The sequence below is a fragment of the Chryseobacterium sp. JUb7 genome, from assembly GCF_024806495.1.
Classification (GTDB): Bacteria; Bacteroidota; Bacteroidia; order Flavobacteriales; family Weeksellaceae; genus Chryseobacterium.
The window spans coordinates 348878-367990 of record NZ_JANUFF010000003.1 but is presented as its reverse complement, the minus strand read 5'-3'; the positions used below and the strand labels follow the sequence as shown (position 1 = coordinate 367990).

19 protein-coding genes are annotated in these 19113 nt (G+C 35.3%); 8 read left to right on the top strand and 11 right to left on the bottom strand.

The window, feature by feature from the left end:
* Nucleotides 1–16: 16 nt before the first annotated feature.
* The 4 genes from M2373_RS08590 to M2373_RS08575 form a co-directional block, all read right to left on the bottom strand.
* Nucleotides 17–271: a DUF3820 family protein gene (locus M2373_RS08590; RefSeq protein ID WP_259109778.1), complete on the bottom strand. Its 255-nt coding sequence runs from the start codon at nt 269–271 to the stop codon at nt 17–19.
* 10 nt (nt 272–281) lie between these two features.
* Nucleotides 282–1367 carry an AI-2E family transporter gene (locus tag M2373_RS08585; protein ID WP_259109579.1) on the bottom strand — a complete coding sequence of 362 codons (1086 nt, stop codon included), beginning with the start codon at nt 1365–1367 and terminating at the stop codon, nt 282–284.
* The gene (locus tag M2373_RS08580; protein WP_259109576.1) at nt 1367–2095 is read right to left on the bottom strand and encodes a beta-carotene 15,15'-monooxygenase; all 729 of its coding nucleotides are present in this window, start codon (nt 2093–2095) and stop codon (nt 1367–1369) included. Before M2373_RS08580 ends, M2373_RS08585 begins: the two co-directional genes overlap by 1 nt.
* 72 nt (nt 2096–2167) lie before the next feature.
* Nucleotides 2168–2890 carry a hypothetical protein gene (locus M2373_RS08575; RefSeq protein ID WP_259109574.1) on the bottom strand — a complete coding sequence of 241 codons (723 nt, stop codon included), beginning with the start codon at nt 2888–2890 and terminating at the stop codon, nt 2168–2170.
* 51 nt (nt 2891–2941) lie between these two features.
* Between M2373_RS08575 and M2373_RS08570 the strand changes: the two genes are divergently transcribed.
* Both M2373_RS08570 and M2373_RS08565 read left to right on the top strand, forming a co-directional pair.
* Nucleotides 2942–3919: an aminodeoxychorismate synthase component I gene (locus tag M2373_RS08570; RefSeq protein WP_259109571.1), complete on the top strand. Its 978-nt coding sequence runs from the start codon at nt 2942–2944 to the stop codon at nt 3917–3919.
* Nucleotides 3903–4529 (top strand): aminotransferase class IV, encoded by a 627-nt coding sequence (locus M2373_RS08565; protein ID WP_259109569.1) that lies wholly within the window; start codon nt 3903–3905, stop codon nt 4527–4529. The genes M2373_RS08570 and M2373_RS08565 overlap by 17 nt, the downstream gene beginning before the upstream one ends.
* Here the strand turns inward: M2373_RS08565 and menD are convergent.
* Nucleotides 4526–6205: a 2-succinyl-5-enolpyruvyl-6-hydroxy-3-cyclohexene-1-carboxylic-acid synthase gene (gene menD, locus M2373_RS08560; RefSeq protein ID WP_259109568.1), complete on the bottom strand. Its 1680-nt coding sequence runs from the start codon at nt 6203–6205 to the stop codon at nt 4526–4528. The genes M2373_RS08565 and menD overlap by 4 nt on opposite strands.
* A gap of 87 nt (nt 6206–6292) precedes the next feature.
* On the opposite strand from menD, the gene M2373_RS08555 reads away from it, so the two are divergent.
* Nucleotides 6293–7243: an isopenicillin N synthase family oxygenase gene (locus tag M2373_RS08555; protein ID WP_259109565.1), complete on the top strand. Its 951-nt coding sequence runs from the start codon at nt 6293–6295 to the stop codon at nt 7241–7243.
* A gap of 43 nt (nt 7244–7286) precedes the next feature.
* Here the strand turns inward: M2373_RS08555 and M2373_RS08550 are convergent, their stop codons facing one another.
* Together M2373_RS08550 and M2373_RS08545 are read right to left on the bottom strand one after the other, a co-directional pair.
* On the bottom strand, nt 7287–8192 hold the full coding sequence (locus tag M2373_RS08550) for a hypothetical protein (RefSeq protein WP_259109562.1): 906 nt from the start codon (nt 8190–8192) through the stop codon (nt 7287–7289).
* A gap of 33 nt (nt 8193–8225) precedes the next feature.
* Entirely contained in the window at nt 8226–8498 is a 273-nt protein-coding gene (locus tag M2373_RS08545) for a hypothetical protein (protein ID WP_259109560.1), read from the bottom strand.
* 225 nt (nt 8499–8723) lie between these two features.
* Between M2373_RS08545 and M2373_RS08540 the strand changes: the two genes are divergently transcribed.
* Nucleotides 8724–8885: a bacteriocin-like protein gene (locus M2373_RS08540; protein WP_259109557.1), complete on the top strand. Its 162-nt coding sequence runs from the start codon at nt 8724–8726 to the stop codon at nt 8883–8885.
* A 128-nt stretch (nt 8886–9013) separates the two neighbouring features.
* On the opposite strand, the gene M2373_RS08535 is transcribed toward M2373_RS08540, so the two are convergent.
* Both M2373_RS08535 and M2373_RS08530 read right to left on the bottom strand, forming a co-directional pair.
* Nucleotides 9014–10060: a PA0069 family radical SAM protein gene (locus tag M2373_RS08535; protein ID WP_259109555.1), complete on the bottom strand. Its 1047-nt coding sequence runs from the start codon at nt 10058–10060 to the stop codon at nt 9014–9016.
* Between the two features lie 121 nt (nt 10061–10181).
* Nucleotides 10182–10376 carry a hypothetical protein gene (locus M2373_RS08530; RefSeq protein ID WP_259109553.1) on the bottom strand — a complete coding sequence of 65 codons (195 nt, stop codon included), beginning with the start codon at nt 10374–10376 and terminating at the stop codon, nt 10182–10184.
* A gap of 172 nt (nt 10377–10548) precedes the next feature.
* On the opposite strand from M2373_RS08530, the gene M2373_RS08525 reads away from it, so the two are divergent.
* Complete coding sequence (locus tag M2373_RS08525) at nt 10549–10899, top strand: hypothetical protein (RefSeq protein ID WP_259109551.1); 351 nt, start codon at nt 10549–10551, stop codon at nt 10897–10899.
* Nucleotides 10900–10930: 31 nt separating this feature from the next.
* Here M2373_RS08525 and M2373_RS08520 read toward each other — a convergent pair whose 3' ends face one another.
* Nucleotides 10931–13582 (bottom strand): hypothetical protein, encoded by a 2652-nt coding sequence (locus tag M2373_RS08520; RefSeq protein ID WP_259109549.1) that lies wholly within the window; start codon nt 13580–13582, stop codon nt 10931–10933.
* Between the two features lie 40 nt (nt 13583–13622).
* On the bottom strand, nt 13623–14420 hold the full coding sequence (locus tag M2373_RS08515; RefSeq protein ID WP_259109547.1) for a DUF2797 domain-containing protein: 798 nt from the start codon (nt 14418–14420) through the stop codon (nt 13623–13625).
* Nucleotides 14421–14509: 89 nt separating this feature from the next.
* On the opposite strand from M2373_RS08515, the gene M2373_RS08510 reads away from it, so the two are divergent.
* The 3 genes from M2373_RS08510 (at nt 14510) to secA (ending at nt 19094) form a co-directional block, all read left to right on the top strand.
* Nucleotides 14510–15532, top strand: a complete 1023-nt coding sequence (locus tag M2373_RS08510; RefSeq protein WP_259109545.1) for a GDP-mannose 4,6-dehydratase — start codon at nt 14510–14512, stop codon at nt 15530–15532.
* A gap of 141 nt (nt 15533–15673) precedes the next feature.
* Nucleotides 15674–15895 (top strand): DUF2795 domain-containing protein, encoded by a 222-nt coding sequence (locus M2373_RS08505; protein WP_027382805.1) that lies wholly within the window; start codon nt 15674–15676, stop codon nt 15893–15895.
* Between the two features lie 124 nt (nt 15896–16019).
* Entirely contained in the window at nt 16020–19094 is a 3075-nt protein-coding gene (secA, locus tag M2373_RS08500; RefSeq protein ID WP_259109530.1) for a preprotein translocase subunit SecA, read from the top strand.
* Nucleotides 19095–19113: the final 19 nt, after the last annotated feature.

Sequence of the window (19113 nt, the reverse complement as noted above, 5' to 3'; positions counted from 1 at the left end):
TCGCCGAAACTTTTTATTAAAACTTATATATTTTTGTTTTAGGCTTTTCATAACTTACTACCCCTGACCGAATCGGAGCTAAAAGGTCCATTAAACCGTTCAGTTTGATTTCATAGATTGTTGAGAGTTGCATACCCAGTTTTCCGGGAGGCATTCCTTTTCTATGAAACCACTCCAGGTAACTTATTGGTAAATCAGCCAGAATGGTATCTTTATATTTACCGAACGGCATCTTTACTACACAAATTTCTTTTAATATTTCCGGATTTATCCCTTCCATTTTATACAATTAAATCAGTTTTACTTTCTGCATCATCTTTATTATCCGGCAGCATCAGTTCCGGAGTATCTTCATCTGAAAATTCATTTCTGTACACCTGAATTAACAGAAGGGTAAGAGAAATCAAAATCGGCCCGAAGATCAACCCCATAAAACCAAATAAATTCATTCCCATAATAATTCCGAAGACCGTATTCAGAGGATGAATATCTTCCAGCTTTTTTAAAAGTGTAAAACGAAGCAAATTATCCGTTAATCCGACTACAACCAAGCAATAAGCCGCCAGACCAAGCCCGTGACCAGTATCTCCTTCTGCAATCATAAAAACACAAACCGGAATATAAACAATCGCTGCACCCACCACTGGAATCATAGAAGCCGCTGCTGTAAGAGCAAACAGCAAAACAGGACTCGGAGCTCCGAAAATAAAATATCCGACCAAGCCTACCAACCCCTGACCTAAAGCTACAACAGGGATTCCTATCGCATTGGCCATGATCAGCTTTCGCATCTTCTCTCCAATTAAAGAAACATTCGATCTTTTTAATGGAGCTGAAGAAGCAAGAATTCTTTCAAAAAGTCTTGGCTGATTCAGCATGAAGTAAAGAATAAAATACATGGACATAATCACAGTAAGCGTATTGAATGTACTGCTAAGCGCTTTCGTCGAAAACTGCCCCACAGAACTCTTAAGCTTGTCCATATTTTCTTTACTCAAGATATCAAATCCGGTTTTTGAATAAATATAGGTATGAATCTTTTCCAGAAATACATTAAACTTAGCCATATAGGCCTGTGCATTTCCGAGCTTCGCAATTAAAAGATCTCCAATGAAATAAATAGGTAGAATAAGAATAATAAGACTCGCAAGCATCAGCACCAGTGATGACAACCAGGGTTTCCATTTTTTTTCTTCCTGAAGGTAAAAGTTATACCTTCTACACACGACATAAATGGTAATCGCTCCTAATACTGAAGGTATAAACAGCGCCAGGTTAAAACAGATCAATCCCGTCAACACCAAAATAATCGCAAGTAAAGAAACCTGCTTTATTGCCACACTGCTTATCTGCTTATCTTTATTCATTATTTATTCAATAGTATTTGTCTTGGTTTTCCTAAAAAAGCGCAATACAAAGAGTACATTACAATCATGATAAATGGAGCCGTAAGGATAATCCCAATACCGCAAAGGATAACTCCTGCAACAGAAATTATAAATCCTAGCAACGTTACACCTAAAAATGTACCATAATTCTCTTTAGCTACATTAAAAGACTTTCCTAAAGCCTCCGTTGCAGAAGCATTTTCGAAAAGCAAGATAGGATACCCCAACATTAACAATGGATATACGAAGAAGAAAGGGAAGAAACAAAGTGCTGCCGCAACAGTAGAAATAATCCCGGAAAGAATACTGTAAATCAAAATATTTACAAAATTCTGTCGGTACCCAATAAACAAATCTGAAAACTCAACAGTGTTTTTCGTGTTGTATTTATTGACAATGTAGATTAATCCTACATATAAAGGTGCAAGCAAAAGCCCGAAAAGCCACGATAAAGACATATACGCTGTAAATCCGGGAGCTCCCCAAATATTATAATCATAGTTACCTCCTCGCATTTCTTCTGCCATCTCCGCAGAATTAAAGCCACTTAGAGACTGGATTACGAAACCTCCTACAAGGTAAACGATCATAGCTACGATCGCGTAAAGGAAAACTCCTTTATACATTTCAAAGGCATGAGAAATGATAGATCCCGTATCTTTACTCGGGACTGACCCTTGTTGGTCAAATTCATTAAATTCTGACATGGTGTTTATTTTTTAATGTTACTACCAAAATTAACTTTTTTTGGCAGAAAAAGCATTAAAACATCCATAAATTTAATTTTTCTCAGAAAAAATAGTTTTGTACATAGAATAAATAATCGCATTCCAAAAAGGGAAAGTAAACAGCCCTCCGATTAAAAAAAGAGCAAATCCCAAATATTTAAATAAGAAAGCCACCATTACACAGACAAATATTTCAATAAAAAACATCCTCAAAGCTTTAAAGTTTAATGAAATAGCTTCGAAGATTCTTTTATCCATGAAAAACATCAACGGAGCAACAAAAACGGTTACCATAACCCAGACAACAGGCAATAGCACCGTTCTGAAAATCATCATATATACCAAGAACCAAAACAATGCATACCCGATATATTTAAAAAAATTGAATCCGTTATACCCTACAAAAAGATCTCCGAGTTCAATTTTTTCATTTAGATCTACCTTTCTGAAAATTTGAAAAAATCCCAGATTCAATGGGTATAAAAAAACCATAGTTCCCAAAAATGCATAACTGAAATAACGGGAATTCTCTGTCTGTCCCAGCTCCGTGGCTTTCTGAACATAGGCTTCCGTACTTACCTTAAGGGCCTCCATCAATTCCTGCTGCTGATCCCAGATTCCGTATTTTGAAGCGAAGAAAAAGATCGATGTAAAAAAAACTCCGAAATAGACGATGGAAAACATCAATTGGAAGAGCAATGTTTTATTCCAATAGAAAAACGCCTGCTTCAGCATTAAATTTATTCCCGGCTTCTGTGGATAATTATTCTGCATTTTGAAAAAATATTTTGTGCAAAAGTAAACATCAATAATTACTTTTGTCGAATGTTTTCAATGAATCATCAAAAATTTATGGAAATGGACGAACTTTCTCTTCAGAAGGTTCCCTTTTTCTTTATTATCGACTTCCTTACAGAAAATGTTGAAATCTTCAGACAAAACGAGATTGAAAAATCAGGTTTACATATTGATTTTCAAAACTTTTCAACGAACACACACACACAAGAACTCACAAAAAAAACAGAATGGAAATCATTTCCTGAAACATTAGAAAATTTTAAAACAGGCTTCGATAAAGTTCAGAAAAACATTCACCTTGGAAACTCTTATCTGGTCAATTATACCCGAAAAACGAAAATAGAGACCAATCTCTCCCTTGAAGAAATTTTTTATCATTCTACTGCAAAATATAAAGTTTTTTATAAAGATTTTTTCGTATTTTTTTCTCCTGAAACTTTTGTAAAGATCATCGACGGTAAAATTTTGACCTATCCGATGAAAGGAACGATTGATGCATCGCTAGATAATGCCGCGGAAATCCTGAAAAATGATAAGAAAGAAAAAGCCGAACATTACACGGTGGTAGATTTACTCCGAAATGATCTTAGCATGGTTGCAGACGATGTGAAAGTTGATAAATTTCAGCATATTGATTTCATCAAAACACAGCAAAAGGATTTGTATGCCATGAGTTCCGAAATATCAGGGATTTTAAAACCTGAATTTGATGGAAAAGTGGGAAGCATCATGAAAAAACTGCTTCCTGCCGGATCTATTTTAGGGGCTCCCAAACCCAAGACCCTAGAGATTATTCTTGAAGCAGAAGGGTACGACCGAGGATATTACACCGGAGTCTGCGGTTGGTTTGACGGTGAAAATCTAGACAGCTGCGTTATGATCCGTTTTATTGAAAAAGAGGGCGATGAGCTTTATTTCAAAAGCGGTGGCGGAATCACACACATGAGTAAGTTAGAAGACGAATATCAGGAAATGAAAAATAAAATTTATGTCCCAATTCATTGAAAGTATTAAAGTAGAAGATCAGGAAGTTTTCTTGATAGAATATCATCAAAAACGAGTTAATCAGACTTTTGCCCATTTTGGAAAAGAAGGCTCTATAGATCTGGCCAAAATCTATAAAAACTTAGAACATGACGAAGATGGTCTTTTCAAATTAAGAATTGTCTATGATCTGGACAAAAAATTCCGCACGCAGATGATTCCGTATGCTATTCCTGAAATTGTGGACTTCCAGTTGGTTGAAAACAACAGTTTTGATTACTCTTTTAAGTTTGAAGACCGCAAAGAGCTTGAAAAAATGAAGATGAAGTCCAAGTCGGAAGAAATCATCATTGTAAAAAACAATCACATTACGGATACCTCTTTCTCCAATCTTTTATTTTTAAAAGGGAAAGAATGGTATACCCCATCTACCTATCTTCTGAATGGAGTTCAAAGACAAAGCCTTTTAAAGGAAAAAGAGATTAAAGAAACTGAAATCACTTTACAAAACATAAAGCAATTTTCTCATTTTCAACTCATTAACTCTTTAAATGACTTTGATGAAAACTTTATTTATCCTATTGCCAAAATTATTAATTTGCCGGGAAGTGATGAATATTTAGACCTTTAGTTCTCTTTCATAAATTCAAAATAGGCTTTCAATACGTCAGCACTATTTTTCCCGTAAGTATTCACCTCTAATATTTTAGGCTGAACATCCGGTTTATAGAAGTTTTCCATAACCCTGTCAAGAGTAGGTTCATCTTCTACTTTTATATAAGAGAATCCAAAATGTTTCGCTAAATGCTCTGCATTTTTGCGGTGTTTTGTCGCGATAAATTCATCCAGTGTATTTGGATTGGCATTTCCGGGTCCCGGAATAATTTTAAAAATATTCCCTTCTCCATTATTAAAAATGATAATTCTTACAAATGGAGGAATATATTGATTCCAAAGTCCGTTGATATCATAAAGGAAGCTTAAATCCCCGGTAATCAACAAGGTAGGATGCGCATTTTTAATTGCGAACCCCATTGCTGTGGAGGTTGCACCGTCAATTCCGCTCGTCCCTCTGTTGCAGTAGATTCTATTTTTTCCAAAGTCAAAAAGCTGAGCATATCGAATCGCTGAGCTATTACTGAAATGGATATTATAATTTTCCGGTATTGTCTGTGCCGCTTTATTGAAAAAATAAAAGTCAGAAAACTCTATTGTATTCAAAAACAGCTCGTGTTTTGCATCTTTTTTGTCTCGTAAAACATCCCACAGATTAAAATAAGGCTTTGGCTCAAGAGTTACAAATTTCAGAAGCTTAGAAAAGAAAACCTCCGGCTTGATCTCGATTTTCTCTGTTAATGCAAAATAAGTATCAGGCTGCCAAACTTCATCAAGGTGCCAATGCTGCTTTGGATGTGCCTTTCTTAAAAACTGTTTTACTTTTTTTGAAACGACATTCTGCCCAACGGTAATTAATAAATCCGGAGCATAGGTTTTATAATCTTCTTCTGTGAAATTATAAATATAACGGTCAATATGTTTAAAAAACTTCTCGTGATACAGATTTGAGTTCGCTTCACTTAAAACAACTACAGAATGATTTTTAACCAATTGCGTCAATTGATTTTCAAGCTCAGGGCTGTAGTCTTTTGTTCCGACAAGAATCATAATTCTCTGAGATGTATTCCAGTCAGCCACAAGGTTGGACGGAATTTCATATTCTTTATGCTTGATCGTTTTTTCAACGGTCGGAAAAGTGGGAAGTTCTGAAACCAGCTCATAAAGAGGCTCTTCCAAAGGAATATTAATATGCACAGGACCCTGCTTTTCAAAACAAAGTTCTATTGCTTTTTTTATCGTCTCAAAATTAATGTCTTCCGCATTTTCTTTGCTATCTTCCAAAAGTTGGAAATCTCCGTAAGAATGCTGATGAAAAATATTATTCTGTCTGATCGTTTGTCCGTCAAAAAGATCTACATAGTCCATAGGTCGGTCTGCCGTCAAAATCAAAAGAGGAATATTCTGATAAAATGCTTCTGTAACAGCAGGATAATAATTCGCCGCTGCAGAGCCACTGGTACAAGTAATCGCAACCGGTTTTTTCTCACTAAGCGCCATTCCCATTCCTACAAAAGCCGCACTTCTCTCGTCTACAATACTAAAAGAATTAAAAACACCTGCCATTTCTGAAAAATGGATTGCCAAAGGAGCATTTCTGGATCCCGGTGAAATAATAATATCTGAAATCCCGTACTGCTGGAGAAGATGTGCAAGTATTTGAATACTTCTCTTAGAAGAATATTTTTTCATATGACAAATTTAGTTTATAAATCCTTAATTCTAAAAACATTTAATTTAAAAAAAATGTAATTTTGCAGCCACGTTAAATTTCTAAAAATGGATAAAATACCTAGTGTAGACCTGCGTGATTTCCTTTCGGGTGACCCGGAACGCAAACAGAAATTTGTAAATGAAATCGGAAAAGCTTACGAAGAAATCGGATTTGTAGCCTTAAAAGGCCATTTCCTTGATGATAAGCTGGTGAGTGAATTGTATGGAGAGGTAAAAAACTTTTTTGAACTTCCAACGGAAACGAAACAGAAGTATGAGATTCCCGGAATTGGAGGCCAAAGAGGGTATGTAGGATTCGGTAAAGAGACTGCAAAAGGTTTCAAAAAAGGAGACTTGAAAGAGTTTTGGCATTTCGGACAGTATGTGTCTGATGATTCCCAATACAAAAGTGAGTATCCGGACAACGTAATCGTTGATGAACTTCCAAAATTCAACGAAGTAGGTAAGGAAGCTTACCAGATGCTTGAAAAAACAGGACAGTATGTTTTAAGAGCATTAGCTATTTATTTAGGTCTTGATGAATTTTATTTTGATGATAAAATTGCAGAAGGAAATTCTATTTTAAGACCTATTCATTATCCGCCAATCACAGAAGAACCGAATGATGCAGTAAGAGCAGCAGCTCATGGCGACATTAACCTGATTACCCTTTTAATGGGCTCTCAGGGAAAAGGTCTCCAGGTACAGAATCACAATGGAGACTGGATTGATGCCATTGCAGAACCGGATGAATTAATGATTAATGTTGGAGATATGCTTTCGAGACATACCAATAACAAACTGAAATCTACAATTCACCGAGTGGTAAACCCTCCAAGAGAATTATGGGGAACTTCAAGGTATTCAATTCCTTTCTTTATGCACCCGGTAAGCGGAATGTCTTTAAACGCTCTTGAAAATTGTGTAGATGAAAACAATCCTAAATTGTATGACGACACAACAGCAGGAGAATTTTTACATGAAAGATTGATTGAATTAGGATTAATCAAGAAATAAAATAAGTGAAAACCGGGTACATTGCCCGGTTTTTTATTTAGTATCATAGTTTCACGTGAAACTTTTCTGTTAAAATCTTTTTATACTTTTCCGCTCTCACCGGGTCTTTTTTTCCAATCAAAAATTTATACGAGTTTCTGAAATATTGCTCCTGACATTTTGAAGGCAAGTATTGGTTGACATCGTCATCGTCAGAATGCTCTACAATTTCATATTTTGGAAGACTGAGTCCTAAAACTTTTTGGTGTAGCGCATATCTCCGAATAATATCATAGTCAACCCATGAACTACATGAATAGTTATCAATATCTTTTTTAAAATACTTTTCAAAATAATAAAGCATTAAGCTTTTTTCGGTATTCCCCAACTTTACACTTCCAAAACTGGAGAAAACGGTAAAAAGCCAGTCTTCTTTTACAAGCTTTTCAATTTCTTTATAGTGAATATCCTGTCTTGCCTGCGGAGAATTATTCAATTTTTCAACCTTTGTGAGAACATCACCCAAATACATTTCCGATGTGCGAATAAAGCCCTGAGGATCATTTTTTTGATCATATTTTTGATACTCTCCAATCTTAAGCCTAAGATAAGACCCAACCTCTTGATAGACATAATGATGAAGCAGATCTTTATCTCCTTTAAATTTAATTGTATTATTATCTATACTTATTGCCAGGGATTCTCTAAGGTTCAAAAACACGGGAATATCTTTTATCAGTTTTTCATCTTTTTTATTAAGTACTGAAATACTTTTCAATCCGTTTTCCTTAATTTCTTTCTTTTGACCAGCCCCAATTTCTGCTTTCTTCTGAGAATATTTAACAATAACCGGATAATCATTTTCATTATCAACTGTAATATTTTGGCCCGGATAAAAACATGAAAACAGGAGAACAATCAATACCCTCCCGTTTTGTTTTACATTTTTGTAATGTCTGAATAATGTCATTATTTGTTTTAAGCTAAATAATATTCTCTTCTTTTATCCTGTAATACAATAAAATTCCGGACACGGAGTAGATTGGGTAAATGTTCCCCAAGGGCAGATACAGGTATATGTATCTCCTCCGCCTCCACTTCCACCCCCTCCATTTCCCGGATCAACATATGGAATACATCTTCCTCCGGAACAAATATGATTGACTGAGCACCCTCCTGTTCCGGGACCTCCACCCTCAATACAGAAAGCAGGAGACAAATCTCCAGCAGCAATTCCCTTCTTTTCTTCTCTTGATAATTTTCTGATGTTTTTCATAGTTTTTTGTTTTTTTGGTATTTTTTAGTATTTAAAAATAATTCATTTTCAATTAACAATCAAACTTTTATATAATTTTATCCTTAATAAAACGATTTTAAATTTGACATTAAAACAAAATTTCAACCTTTAAAAAATAATTTTCACAAATAAATACCACAATCAATTGAGTGAATAAAATTTTAATTATATTTACCATACTATCAAAATTTTAATTAAAACAATATGAAAAATCTAAAAAAACTAAACAAAGGCCAGTTAAAAAGCATTAAAGGAGCAGGAGGTGTAAAACTTCCGGAGCCGGAATTTTGCATGTACGCATGTAACGGAGTTGTAATCTGTGCAGCCTGCAGTGACGATTTCAAATGTCCGGATGATTCAATGTAATTGAAAATTAAAAATACCTATATAAAAAACCGTCCTGAAAAGACGGTTTTTTATTTAATTAAAATTTTCAAACTGTAAAATATTTTTCACTAACACCTTTGAAAACCAGGCAACTCAGCAGAGTAGAATCAATCAAACAATCTCAATTGCTGATCTTTGGCCCCTGTAAAATTAGCGGTAGACAATTTCGGAAACTCTTTTCCTTCAAAAAATTTCTTTCTTCCTATTTTGAATGTATTATGAATCATTTCCGCGATATTCCCTTCCCCTTTTTGCCTGTCAAAATACCTTTTTTCACCTAACTTCCCGCCTCTCATTGACCGGATCAGGTTTAAGACTTTCTGTGCCCTGTCCGGAAAGCTGTTTTCAATCCATTTTACAAAAACAGGTTCTACCGTATCGTTTAACCTTACCAGCGTATACCCAAAACTTTTTGCCCCCGCATCTGAAATCTCTTTCAAAATAGATAATGGCTCATCACTATTTAATCCCGGAATGATCGGTGCTACCATTACGTGTACGGGAATTTTATTTTCAGAGAGTATTTCTATAGCTTTTAACTTGTTTTTTGCAGAGCTTGTCCGAGGCTCCATTTTTCGTCTCAAATCTTCATTAATAGTGGGAATACTTAATGATACAGAAACCAGATTCTGCTCCGCCATGGGTTTAAGAATATCGACATCTCTTAGAACCATTGCATTTTTCGTGAGAATATTGACAGGATGTCTGTAATCAAGACAAACCTGCAGCAGTTTTCTTGTAATTTCAAATTGCCGTTCTGCCGGCTGATAACAATCTGTATTTCCGGAAAGCAAAATAGAAGCCGGCTGATAGCCTCTTTTCTGAAAAAATTTCTCTAAAAGCTCAGGGGCATTTTTTTTCACCATAATTTTTCTTTCGAAATCAATTCCGGCACTGTATCCCCAATATTCATGAGTGGGTCTTGCAAAACAATAAGAACATCCATGCTCACAACCCTGATACGGATTCATTGAATATTCCATAGGCAAATCCTCACTTTTCACCTGATTGACAATTGTTTTCGGAAAAACTTCAGTGAAAGTCGTTTTTACAGTTTCGAAATCCTCATCTTCAGGCTCGTACGCATACTTATCGAAACGGTTGATAACATTTCGCTGAGCACCCTGACCTTTTATGATATTTTCGTTCTGCATAATAATGTAAAATTAGAACGGATTTTTTATAAAATAATGAGTTTTAACATTAAAGTTTTCCACAAAAAAATCCAACACTGTGATAGTGCCGGATTCAAACATAATTGAATATATTTTTTTACTACTTCAGTGCGTAAAATTCTACTCCGTGATATTCATCGTCGTGATTTTTATCATCAAAGTGTCTGTGATAATCCGAATAGGCATCACTATATTTTTTATCCTTTTTGTGTAATATTTTCTTGATTCCGATGATACTTAATACTGCCAAAAGACCAACTCCTCCTGCCAGTAAAACGCCAACTTCTTTTTTCATATTTTGTCCGATTTAATAATTTGTCTATTGCAAAAAGTATACCCAATTTATTTTTTAACATTATAATTTTTGTTAACATTGAAAATCTTTTTAGGGTCAATATTATTAATCAAAATGCCCTGTTTTTAATGGTAATGGTTTAATTATTGTTGTAACTAAGAAAAATATTATTATGGAAAATACAGATAATCTTGACAGAATGACCACCTTAAGCCAAGTCATGTCAAAACTAGCAGAAAGAGGCATACACAGGGAATTCAGAATGAATGAGCATTGCGAAATGAAGTTTGAAAATTCTGAAAAAAACTATCATCCTGATGAATTGACCATCTTAAAAACATATCGTTTTGAAGGTGACAGCAACCCTGATGACAACGCTGTATTGTACGTTTTAAAAGATACTTCAGGAAATATAGGAATGATTATCGACTCTTACGGGGCAGACAGTAATTATCCCGGCGAAGAATTTGATAAATTTTTAAGAGACATTCCGGTTCAGGAAAGTGAAGAATTCAATTTTTAAAGTGAAAAACATATATATATTCAGTTCGAAATTATTCAGTTTCGGACTTTTCTTTTTTCTTGAAAATACCTTTTAAGAATCCCTTCTTTTCTTCTTTAGGTTGTGGCTGTTCTTTTTTGGTATCCGGACCTTTTATTTCCTGTTTCAGTTCCTTTACAGACTGTTTCATATCTTTCACTGCAGAAACGGTATTTTTCACCGCCTTCTCCGTTTTTTTAACATTGATCCCGATTAATGTTTTCTTTAATCCATCCTGAATTCCCTTCCAGAATAAATTGAAAAAAGATTTCGTAGGATCGCGCTCAACTCCTTCCACCATTACCGATTCCGGTAGACTCCCGGAATCCGATTTCACGACTAAATTAGCAATAGCCGTCAGAAAGCCTTTCTTTTCACGGTTATTTTTATCAAGAATTGTTATTTTAAGATCCCTATGCTTAAGATTAAATGTCCCGTTTAAACCGGCAGGGTTTCCTTTAAAATTAAAGAGCATTTCATTGATCGTTCCGGTAGCTGTTACATGAAGATAAGGACGAATAAATGGGTTGATTCCCTGCGCCGGAAGATTGGAAGCCCGTCCGGAGATAGCAAATAAATCGCGCTGGTCTGCAACATCAAAACTCCAGTTGACCGACAACGGTGCCAGATTCATAAAAGAACAATTGATCTTAATATCCACACGTGTAGGTTTTCCCTTCATTTTTGCTGAGTTCAGATTTTTAACATTCATATTGAAGTTACCGAATGTCAGTTTCCCAGGGCCTGCACTCTCAGGAGTATCTTCTTCATACACCAGAATAGAATTTTTCAGATCCAGATTATTAATAAACATCGGAATTTTTATTGAACGCAGCATTCTGGAATACAATGGTTTTTCTTTCGGGTCGTCATTAGGAATTTTACTTCTGAAAATATTAGCATCTGCTCCCTGCACGGTCACATGAGTAGCACTGATGGATTTATTTGCCGAAAATAAGTCCCAGTTTCCTTCTGCGGTGATCTGATGGGCTTTTATATCGTACAAATCCCGTTCTACAGGAATCATTTTTATAAACTGAGCTCTCGAAACAAGAGGCTTCATAGCAAAATCAGTAATCTGAACTTTATTTTTACTTAATGCAAGAAGTCCTACGCTCATATTATAAAACTGCGTTTTGTAAGCAAAATTTCGGGTCGTTAACGAATAGTCTCTGACTTTAACCGTATGCCCATGGTTGTTAGGCCTGGCTGTAAACTGAAGGTCATTAACCGTCGCATTCAAATCATTAAAAACAAGAGGCTCATTCTCTTTATCATAAATAATATTTGAGTTTTTAACCGATATTTTTCTCACCAGAATAGAATTTATTTTATTCTCCCTGGGTACTTTTTTTCCTTTACGCTCTATTGCTTTTACAATCCCATGCACGTTATCAACTAAAACATCCTTGATATCAAGATTCAGTTTTTTATCAATAAGCTCTATTTTATTGATATTAAATGCAACGAGATTTGTTTTTAAATCCATTGATCTTTTTCCGGGATCAGCCGTGTTGGGAACTACAGATATATTTCTCAGCTCTCCACTTTTCTGATTCAATGCAATACTTCCAATCGTAAAATTCTGATGATTGGAGTATAAAATATCTTTTCCTGAAAACTGAAAACTTTTATATCCAACCGGAATAACCTGATCTCTTGTTTGCTTATCAAACTTTAGCTGATTAATATTTAATGTAAGACTCTTTGCATACAGAAGCTTATTTCCATCAGGTTTTACAATCTGCACCGTTGCATTATTTAATTTAATATCATCCAGATCAGCTTCAAAATCCAGGGGCTTTCCGGATTTCACGGGAACAGCATTGGTATTGTAAATTAAAAGATTAGGACGTTGAAAATTAACATTGGCAAGAGAAACCTTATTTTTATTCAGAACAATATCTTTAAATTCCATTCTTGGTATATCAAACTGAAAAAGCTTTGTTTTCTTTGGATAAAATCTTTTAAGCTGATCGATATTCAGCAGAGGAATCAGTTTGAAATCCTCAACAAGCATCTGACCATTTTTCGTTGATATTTTATTGATGGTTAAGGCATAAACAGGATCCGGACGAAAGAAGAAATTCTGTCCTTTAATATCATATTTATCAAAAACAACGGGCAATTTATTTTCTACAGACTCTTCTGTCATCTGTAAATTCTCAACAAATAAATCGAGTTCCTGAACCGACAGTAATTTTTGCTTGGTATGCCTGAAAATGCTGATTGAACCTTTACTAATCCTGATATTTTCAAACAAAACAGGATTTCTTTTTTTTCCTGTCTTCTGATCAATCGGTTTGGCAAGAACAACATTCAGATTGGGTTTTGACAGTAATAGATCAGACGAGCTGATCTGTTTATTAAAAACAGCATCATAAATCCCAAAACGACTGATCTTCAAGGCATCAATAGTTCCCTGAAGTCCAATTACGTTAGTATTTTGAGGATTTTTACTATTTACTGTAATTCCGGTTGAAAGAATATTTCCGGACATCAGATCTACCTCCAACAATTTGTAAGAAACCTTATAATCTGTATTTTTCTTTATATAATCAGGAAGCTGAGTTTTAAGCCATATATTAAGTCCAAAGTTTGCCATCAATACAATGACAAACAAAATCCCCAGACTTATCAGAAGCTTTTTAACCCATTTTTTCATTTTTGTGATTTGGTTTCTTATTATACACCTAAATATAGGATTAATTTTTCACATGCAACTCAATCACGTACCCTTCATGTCCTCTCACATTCATAAAATTTCCACCTTCGAAACTAAGATACTGACCTTTTATCCCGACTAATTTACCTGTAAATTCAGGCTTTTTATCCAAAGTAAATGACGTTATCTTCTCAGGTTTTTCATAAGGGAAATCAAATTTCCATACATCTTCACCCTCGCTGTAAAATTTTTGGAAATCTTCAGGAAAATATTCTTTTATTTTTTGCTGAAAATCAATCAAATCAATTTCATTTTCAAAATCATCCTGAAGCATTTTTCTCCAGTTTGTTTTATCCGGAACATGCTGTTTTAAAGCAACTTCTATCATTCCTGCTTCATAACGGTTTTCGGTTCTGGCAATTGGTAAAGCGAAAGTCGCCCCCTGATCGATCCATCGTGTAGGGATCTGAGTATTTCTTGTCACACCCACTTTTACCTCCCCTGTGTAGGCCAAATAAACCGTATGCGGCTGAAGCTGTATTTCTTTTTCAACTTCCAGATTACGTTCTGCAACTCCCAAATGTGCTGTGGAAAGCTCAGGGCGAATGATGGTGTCACTGGCATATGGACTTTCAAAAAAGCAGCTTTTACAAAATCCCATTCTGTAAATAGGTTTTTCCTCCCCGCAATTCACACACTGAAACCCTGTATGCTTTACCGTTAATTCTTTTCCAAACAATTCGTTCATATGAATCAGATCTCCGGAAAGATTAAGATAATACTGAATAGGTTGATCATCGAAACTGATCATCTTTAAAATTTGCCCTTGAAACTGCATATTAATTTTGTATTACTTTTTTAAGTAAATTTAATGATTATATTTTTCAAAAAGTAAATTTATATTTTTGTACTAAGAAAAAAATACAGATGAATTATCTTGTGACCGGCGGAAGCGGTTTTATTGGTTCCCATTTAGTTGAACAATTATTAAAAAATGGACATTCTGTCATTAACATTGACAATTTTGATAATTTCTACAGTTATCAGATCAAAATCAAAAATACATTAGAATCTATTGATGTAAATTCGGATTTTGAGTATTCTGATAAGGGGAATGACATTCAAAAACTTGTTTTGCTATCAAAATCAATTAATTATACTCTTTATCATCAGGATATCCGTGATAAAAAAGGGCTTGAAGAAATTTTTAAAAATCATAAAATCGATTTGGTGATTCACCTGGCTGCTTTAGCCGGAGTTCGCCCTTCTATCGAAAGACCTCTGGAATACGAAGAAGTGAATATCCGGGGCACAATGAACCTTTGGGAGCTTTGTCATCAATTCAATATTAAAAAATTCGTTTGTGCATCTTCCTCAAGCGTTTATGGGAACAATGAAAAAGTTCCTTTTGCAGAAACCGACAATGTTGACAATCCTATCTCACCTTATGCTGCAACAAAAAAATGTGGTGAGATTTTAGGCCATGTCTATCATCAGCTATATGCTATTGATATGATCCAGCTGAGATTCTTCACCGTCTACGGACCGAGACAAAGACCGGATCTGGCTATTCACAAATTCACAAAATTGATTTCCGAAGATCAGGAAATCCCTTTTTATGGTGACGGAACGACAGCCAGAGATTACACATATGTTGACGATATCATCGACGGAATCACAAAATCCATCACCTATCTGGAAAATAATTCTGATGTGTATGAAATTATTAATTTGGGAGAAAGCCAAGTCATTACTTTAAATGAAATGCTTTCGACCATTGAAAACACATTGGGAAAATCTGCCATCCGAAAAAATCTGCCACTACAACCCGGAGATGTCCAGAAAACCAATGCAGATATTACAAAAGCTAAGACATTAATTGGCTACAAACCTGACACAAACTTCCAAAATGGCATAAAAAAATTTGTGGAATGGTTTTTGAGAAAATGACATCAAGTGTGTTATAGAACACTGCCGCAAGGCTTTTTATAACCCATAATGAACAAAATTTAATAAAAAGAGTTGAAAATCAAGTATAAAAAAGCATATAATATAAGCTATTTTTATACTTTTGCAAAAAATTAGAAAATTATGTACTGGACATTAGAATTAGCTTCATACCTAAGTGACGCACCTTGGCCAATGACAAAAGCAGAGCTTATCGACTATGCAATCAGAACTGGTGCACCAATGGAAGTGGTAGAAAATCTTCAGGCGATCGAAGATGAAGGAGAAATCTATGATGCAATTGATGAGATTTGGAGTGACTATCCTACGGACGAAGATTATCTTTGGAACGAAGACGAATATTAATTAAAGCATTAAGCTTTAAGCAATAGCTTAGAGCTTTTTTGCCCTTTTTAAATATCAATTTTGCACGTTAAGTGTTATTAAAAACGCTTAAAGTATATCGCTTTAGGCATAAAGTAAAAAATTTATGAGTTTTTTAAACAAAGTTCTTAAGGGGTTTTTGGGAGACAAGAAAGCGCAGGACCTAAAAGAAGTAAAAAAAGTTGTAACAAAAATCAAAGCTGTTGAACCAAACATTCAGCAATTGTCTGATGATGGTTTAAGAGAGAAAACTGCTGAGTTTAAAGAAAATATTAAATCTGCAACCAGCAAAATCACAGCTCAAATAGAACAGATTAAAGAGCAGATAAAAAACTCTACCAACGTAGATGAAAAAGAAGCTCTTTTTTCAAAAATTGAGACTCTAAAAAAAGAATCATACGAAATTGAAGAAAAAGTTCTTCTTCAAATTCTTCCTGAAGTTTTTGCACTCGTAAAAGAAACAGCAAGAAGATGGGCTCAAAACGGAGAAATCCGTGTAAAAGCATCGGACTGGGACAGACAACTGGCTGGTATCGGGAAAGATTTCGTAGAAATTCAGGGAGATCAAGCTGTTTGGAAAAACTCATGGGACGCTGCCGGAACACCTGTAAACTGGGACATGGTACATTATGATGTGCAGTTTATCGGAGGGGTTATTCTTCACAGCGGTAAAATTGCCGAAATGGCAACCGGTGAAGGTAAAACTTTGGTAGGTACGCTTCCTATTTTCTTAAATGCACTTCCGGCAAGAGGAGTTCACGTGGTAACAGTGAATGACTATCTTGCAAAAAGAGACTCGGCGTGGATGGGACCATTGTACCAATTCCACGGAATGAGTATCGACTGTATCGATAATCACCAACCGAACTCAGACGGAAGAAGAAAAGCATACAATTCAGATATCACTTACGGAACAAATAACGAATTCGGTTTCGATTATTTGAGAGATAACATGGTAACTTCACCTTCAGAACTGGTACAAAGAGAATTGAACTTTGCTATCGTGGATGAGGTTGACTCTGTTTTGGTAGATGATGCGAGAACACCTTTGATTATTTCTGGTCCGGTTCCTCAGGGAGACAGACAGGAATTCGATGTTCTGAAGCCTTCTATCGACAGAATCGTTGAGGTACAGAGAAAAACTGTTTCTGCAATTTTTAATGAAGCTAAAAAATTAATCGCTGCAGGAAATACAAAAGAAGGAGGATTTAAATTGCTTCAGGCTTACAGAGGTCTTCCGAAAAACAGACAATTAATAAAATTCTTATCGGAAAGCGGAAACCGCGCATTGCTTCAGAAAGTTGAAGCTCAATACATGCAGGACAACAACCGTGATATGCCGATTGTAGATAAAGATCTTTACTTCGTTATCGAAGAGAAAAACAATCAGGTTGATCTGACAGACAAAGGTGTTGAATACATGTCTCAAGGAAATGAAGACAACAATTTCTTTGTTCTTCCGGATATCGGAACAGAAATCGCGGAAGTTGAAGCTAAAAACTTATCTAAAGAAGAAGAGTTCGAAGCTAAAGAAAAACTTTTCGCTGAATTTGCTGAAAAATCTGAGCGTGTTCACACGATGAGCCAATTGCTTAAAGCTTACACCTTATTCGAAAAAGATGATGAATATGTGGTAATTGACGGTGAAGTAAAAATCGTTGATGAGCAGACAGGTCGTATTATGGAAGGAAGACGTTACTCAGATGGTCTTCACCAGGCGATTGAAGCTAAAGAAAACGTAAAAATCGAAGCTGCAACCCAAACTTTTGCAACTGTTACACTACAGAATTATTTCCGTATGTACAACAAGCTTGCAGGGATGACCGGTACTGCAGAAACGGAAGCGGGTGAGCTTTGGGAAATCTACAAATTAGATGTTGTGGTAATTCCTACAAACCGTGTTATTTTAAGAGACGACAAACAAGATTTAGTTTTCAAAACTAACCGAGAAAAATATAACGCTGTAATTGAAGAAATCGAAAGATTAACAGCAGCAAAAAGACCTGTTTTGGTGGGTACGACTTCTGTTGAAATCTCTCAGTTACTTTCTAAAGCACTTCAATTAAGAAAAATCCCTCACCAGGTATTGAATGCTAAACTTCACAAGAAGGAAGCTGAAATTGTAGCCGGAGCAGGACAGCCGGGAGTTGTGACTATCGCAACCAACATGGCGGGTCGTGGTACCGACATTAAGCTTTCTAAGGAAGTAAAAGAAGCCGGAGGTTTGGCCATCATCGGTACAGAAAGACACGATTCAAGACGTGTTGACAGACAGTTGAGAGGTAGAGCAGGACGTCAGGGAGATCCGGGAAGTTCTCAGTTCTATGTGTCTTTGGAAGATAATCTGATGCGTCTATTCGGTTCTGAAAGAATTGCTAAGATGATGGACAGAATGGGTCATAAAGAAGGGGAAGTTATTCAGCACTCTATGATCAGCAAGTCTATTGAAAGAGCACAGAAAAAAGTAGAAGAAAACAACTTCGGAACAAGAAAAAGACTTCTTGAGTATGATGACGTAATGAACAAACAGCGTGATGTAATCTACAAGAGAAGAAAGAATGCTTTATTCGGAGATCACCTGAAATATGATATCACCAATATGATTTTTGATGTTGCCAATTCTATCGTTACGAAAGGAAAAGCAAACGGAAGTTATAAGGATTTTGAATACGAGATTATCAAAACTTTCACCATGGAATCTCCGGTTTCAGAAAGTGACTTTGGAAACAAACAAATTCCGGAATTGACAAACATCTTGTTTAAAGCTGCTCAGGAAGATTATCAGATGAAATTGAACCTATTGAAAGAAAAATCATTCCCAATCATTGAGAATGTATATCAAAACCAGGGTTCAATGTTTAAAATGATTCAGGTTCCTTTCACAGATGGTCATAAAACAATGACAATCGTAGCTGATTTAAAAGAAGCTTTTGATACGAAATGTGAAAGTTTGGTTAACGATTTTGAAAAGAATATCACTTTATCGATTATCGATGAAAACTGGAAACTTCACCTTCGTGAGATGGATGACTTAAGAAGATCTTCTCAGGGAGCTGTTTACGAGCAGAAAGACCCTCTTGTAATTTACAAACAGGAATCTTTCCACTTATTCAGCGAAATGATCGACAAATTAAACAAAGAAATTATTTCTTTCCTATACAAAGGAGAAATTCCTGCTTAAGAAATAATTAATTATACTA

Coding starts and splice junctions, on each gene's coding strand:
- M2373_RS08585 (WP_259109579.1), bottom strand. CDS start 1,367: ATGAATAAAGATAAGCAGATAAGCAGTGTGGCAATAAAGCAGGTTTCT.
- M2373_RS08580 (WP_259109576.1), bottom strand. CDS start 2,095: ATGTCAGAATTTAATGAATTTGACCAACAAGGGTCAGTCCCGAGTAAA.
- M2373_RS08575 (WP_259109574.1), bottom strand. CDS start 2,890: ATGCAGAATAATTATCCACAGAAGCCGGGAATAAATTTAATGCTGAAG.
- M2373_RS08570 (WP_259109571.1), top strand. CDS start 2,942: ATGTTTTCAATGAATCATCAAAAATTTATGGAAATGGACGAACTTTCT.
- M2373_RS08565 (WP_259109569.1), top strand. CDS start 3,903: ATGTCCCAATTCATTGAAAGTATTAAAGTAGAAGATCAGGAAGTTTTC.
- menD (WP_259109568.1), bottom strand. CDS start 6,205: ATGAAAAAATATTCTTCTAAGAGAAGTATTCAAATACTTGCACATCTT.
- M2373_RS08555 (WP_259109565.1), top strand. CDS start 6,293: ATGGATAAAATACCTAGTGTAGACCTGCGTGATTTCCTTTCGGGTGAC.
- M2373_RS08550 (WP_259109562.1), bottom strand. CDS start 8,192: ATGACATTATTCAGACATTACAAAAATGTAAAACAAAACGGGAGGGTA.
- M2373_RS08545 (WP_259109560.1), bottom strand. CDS start 8,498: ATGAAAAACATCAGAAAATTATCAAGAGAAGAAAAGAAGGGAATTGCT.
- M2373_RS08540 (WP_259109557.1), top strand. CDS start 8,724: ATGAAAAATCTAAAAAAACTAAACAAAGGCCAGTTAAAAAGCATTAAA.
- M2373_RS08535 (WP_259109555.1), bottom strand. CDS start 10,060: ATGCAGAACGAAAATATCATAAAAGGTCAGGGTGCTCAGCGAAATGTT.
- M2373_RS08530 (WP_259109553.1), bottom strand. CDS start 10,376: ATGAAAAAAGAAGTTGGCGTTTTACTGGCAGGAGGAGTTGGTCTTTTG.
- M2373_RS08525 (WP_259109551.1), top strand. CDS start 10,549: ATGGAAAATACAGATAATCTTGACAGAATGACCACCTTAAGCCAAGTC.
- M2373_RS08520 (WP_259109549.1), bottom strand. CDS start 13,582: ATGAAAAAATGGGTTAAAAAGCTTCTGATAAGTCTGGGGATTTTGTTT.
- M2373_RS08515 (WP_259109547.1), bottom strand. CDS start 14,420: ATGCAGTTTCAAGGGCAAATTTTAAAGATGATCAGTTTCGATGATCAA.
- M2373_RS08510 (WP_259109545.1), top strand. CDS start 14,510: ATGAATTATCTTGTGACCGGCGGAAGCGGTTTTATTGGTTCCCATTTA.
- M2373_RS08505 (WP_027382805.1), top strand. CDS start 15,674: ATGTACTGGACATTAGAATTAGCTTCATACCTAAGTGACGCACCTTGG.
- secA (WP_259109530.1), top strand. CDS start 16,020: ATGAGTTTTTTAAACAAAGTTCTTAAGGGGTTTTTGGGAGACAAGAAA.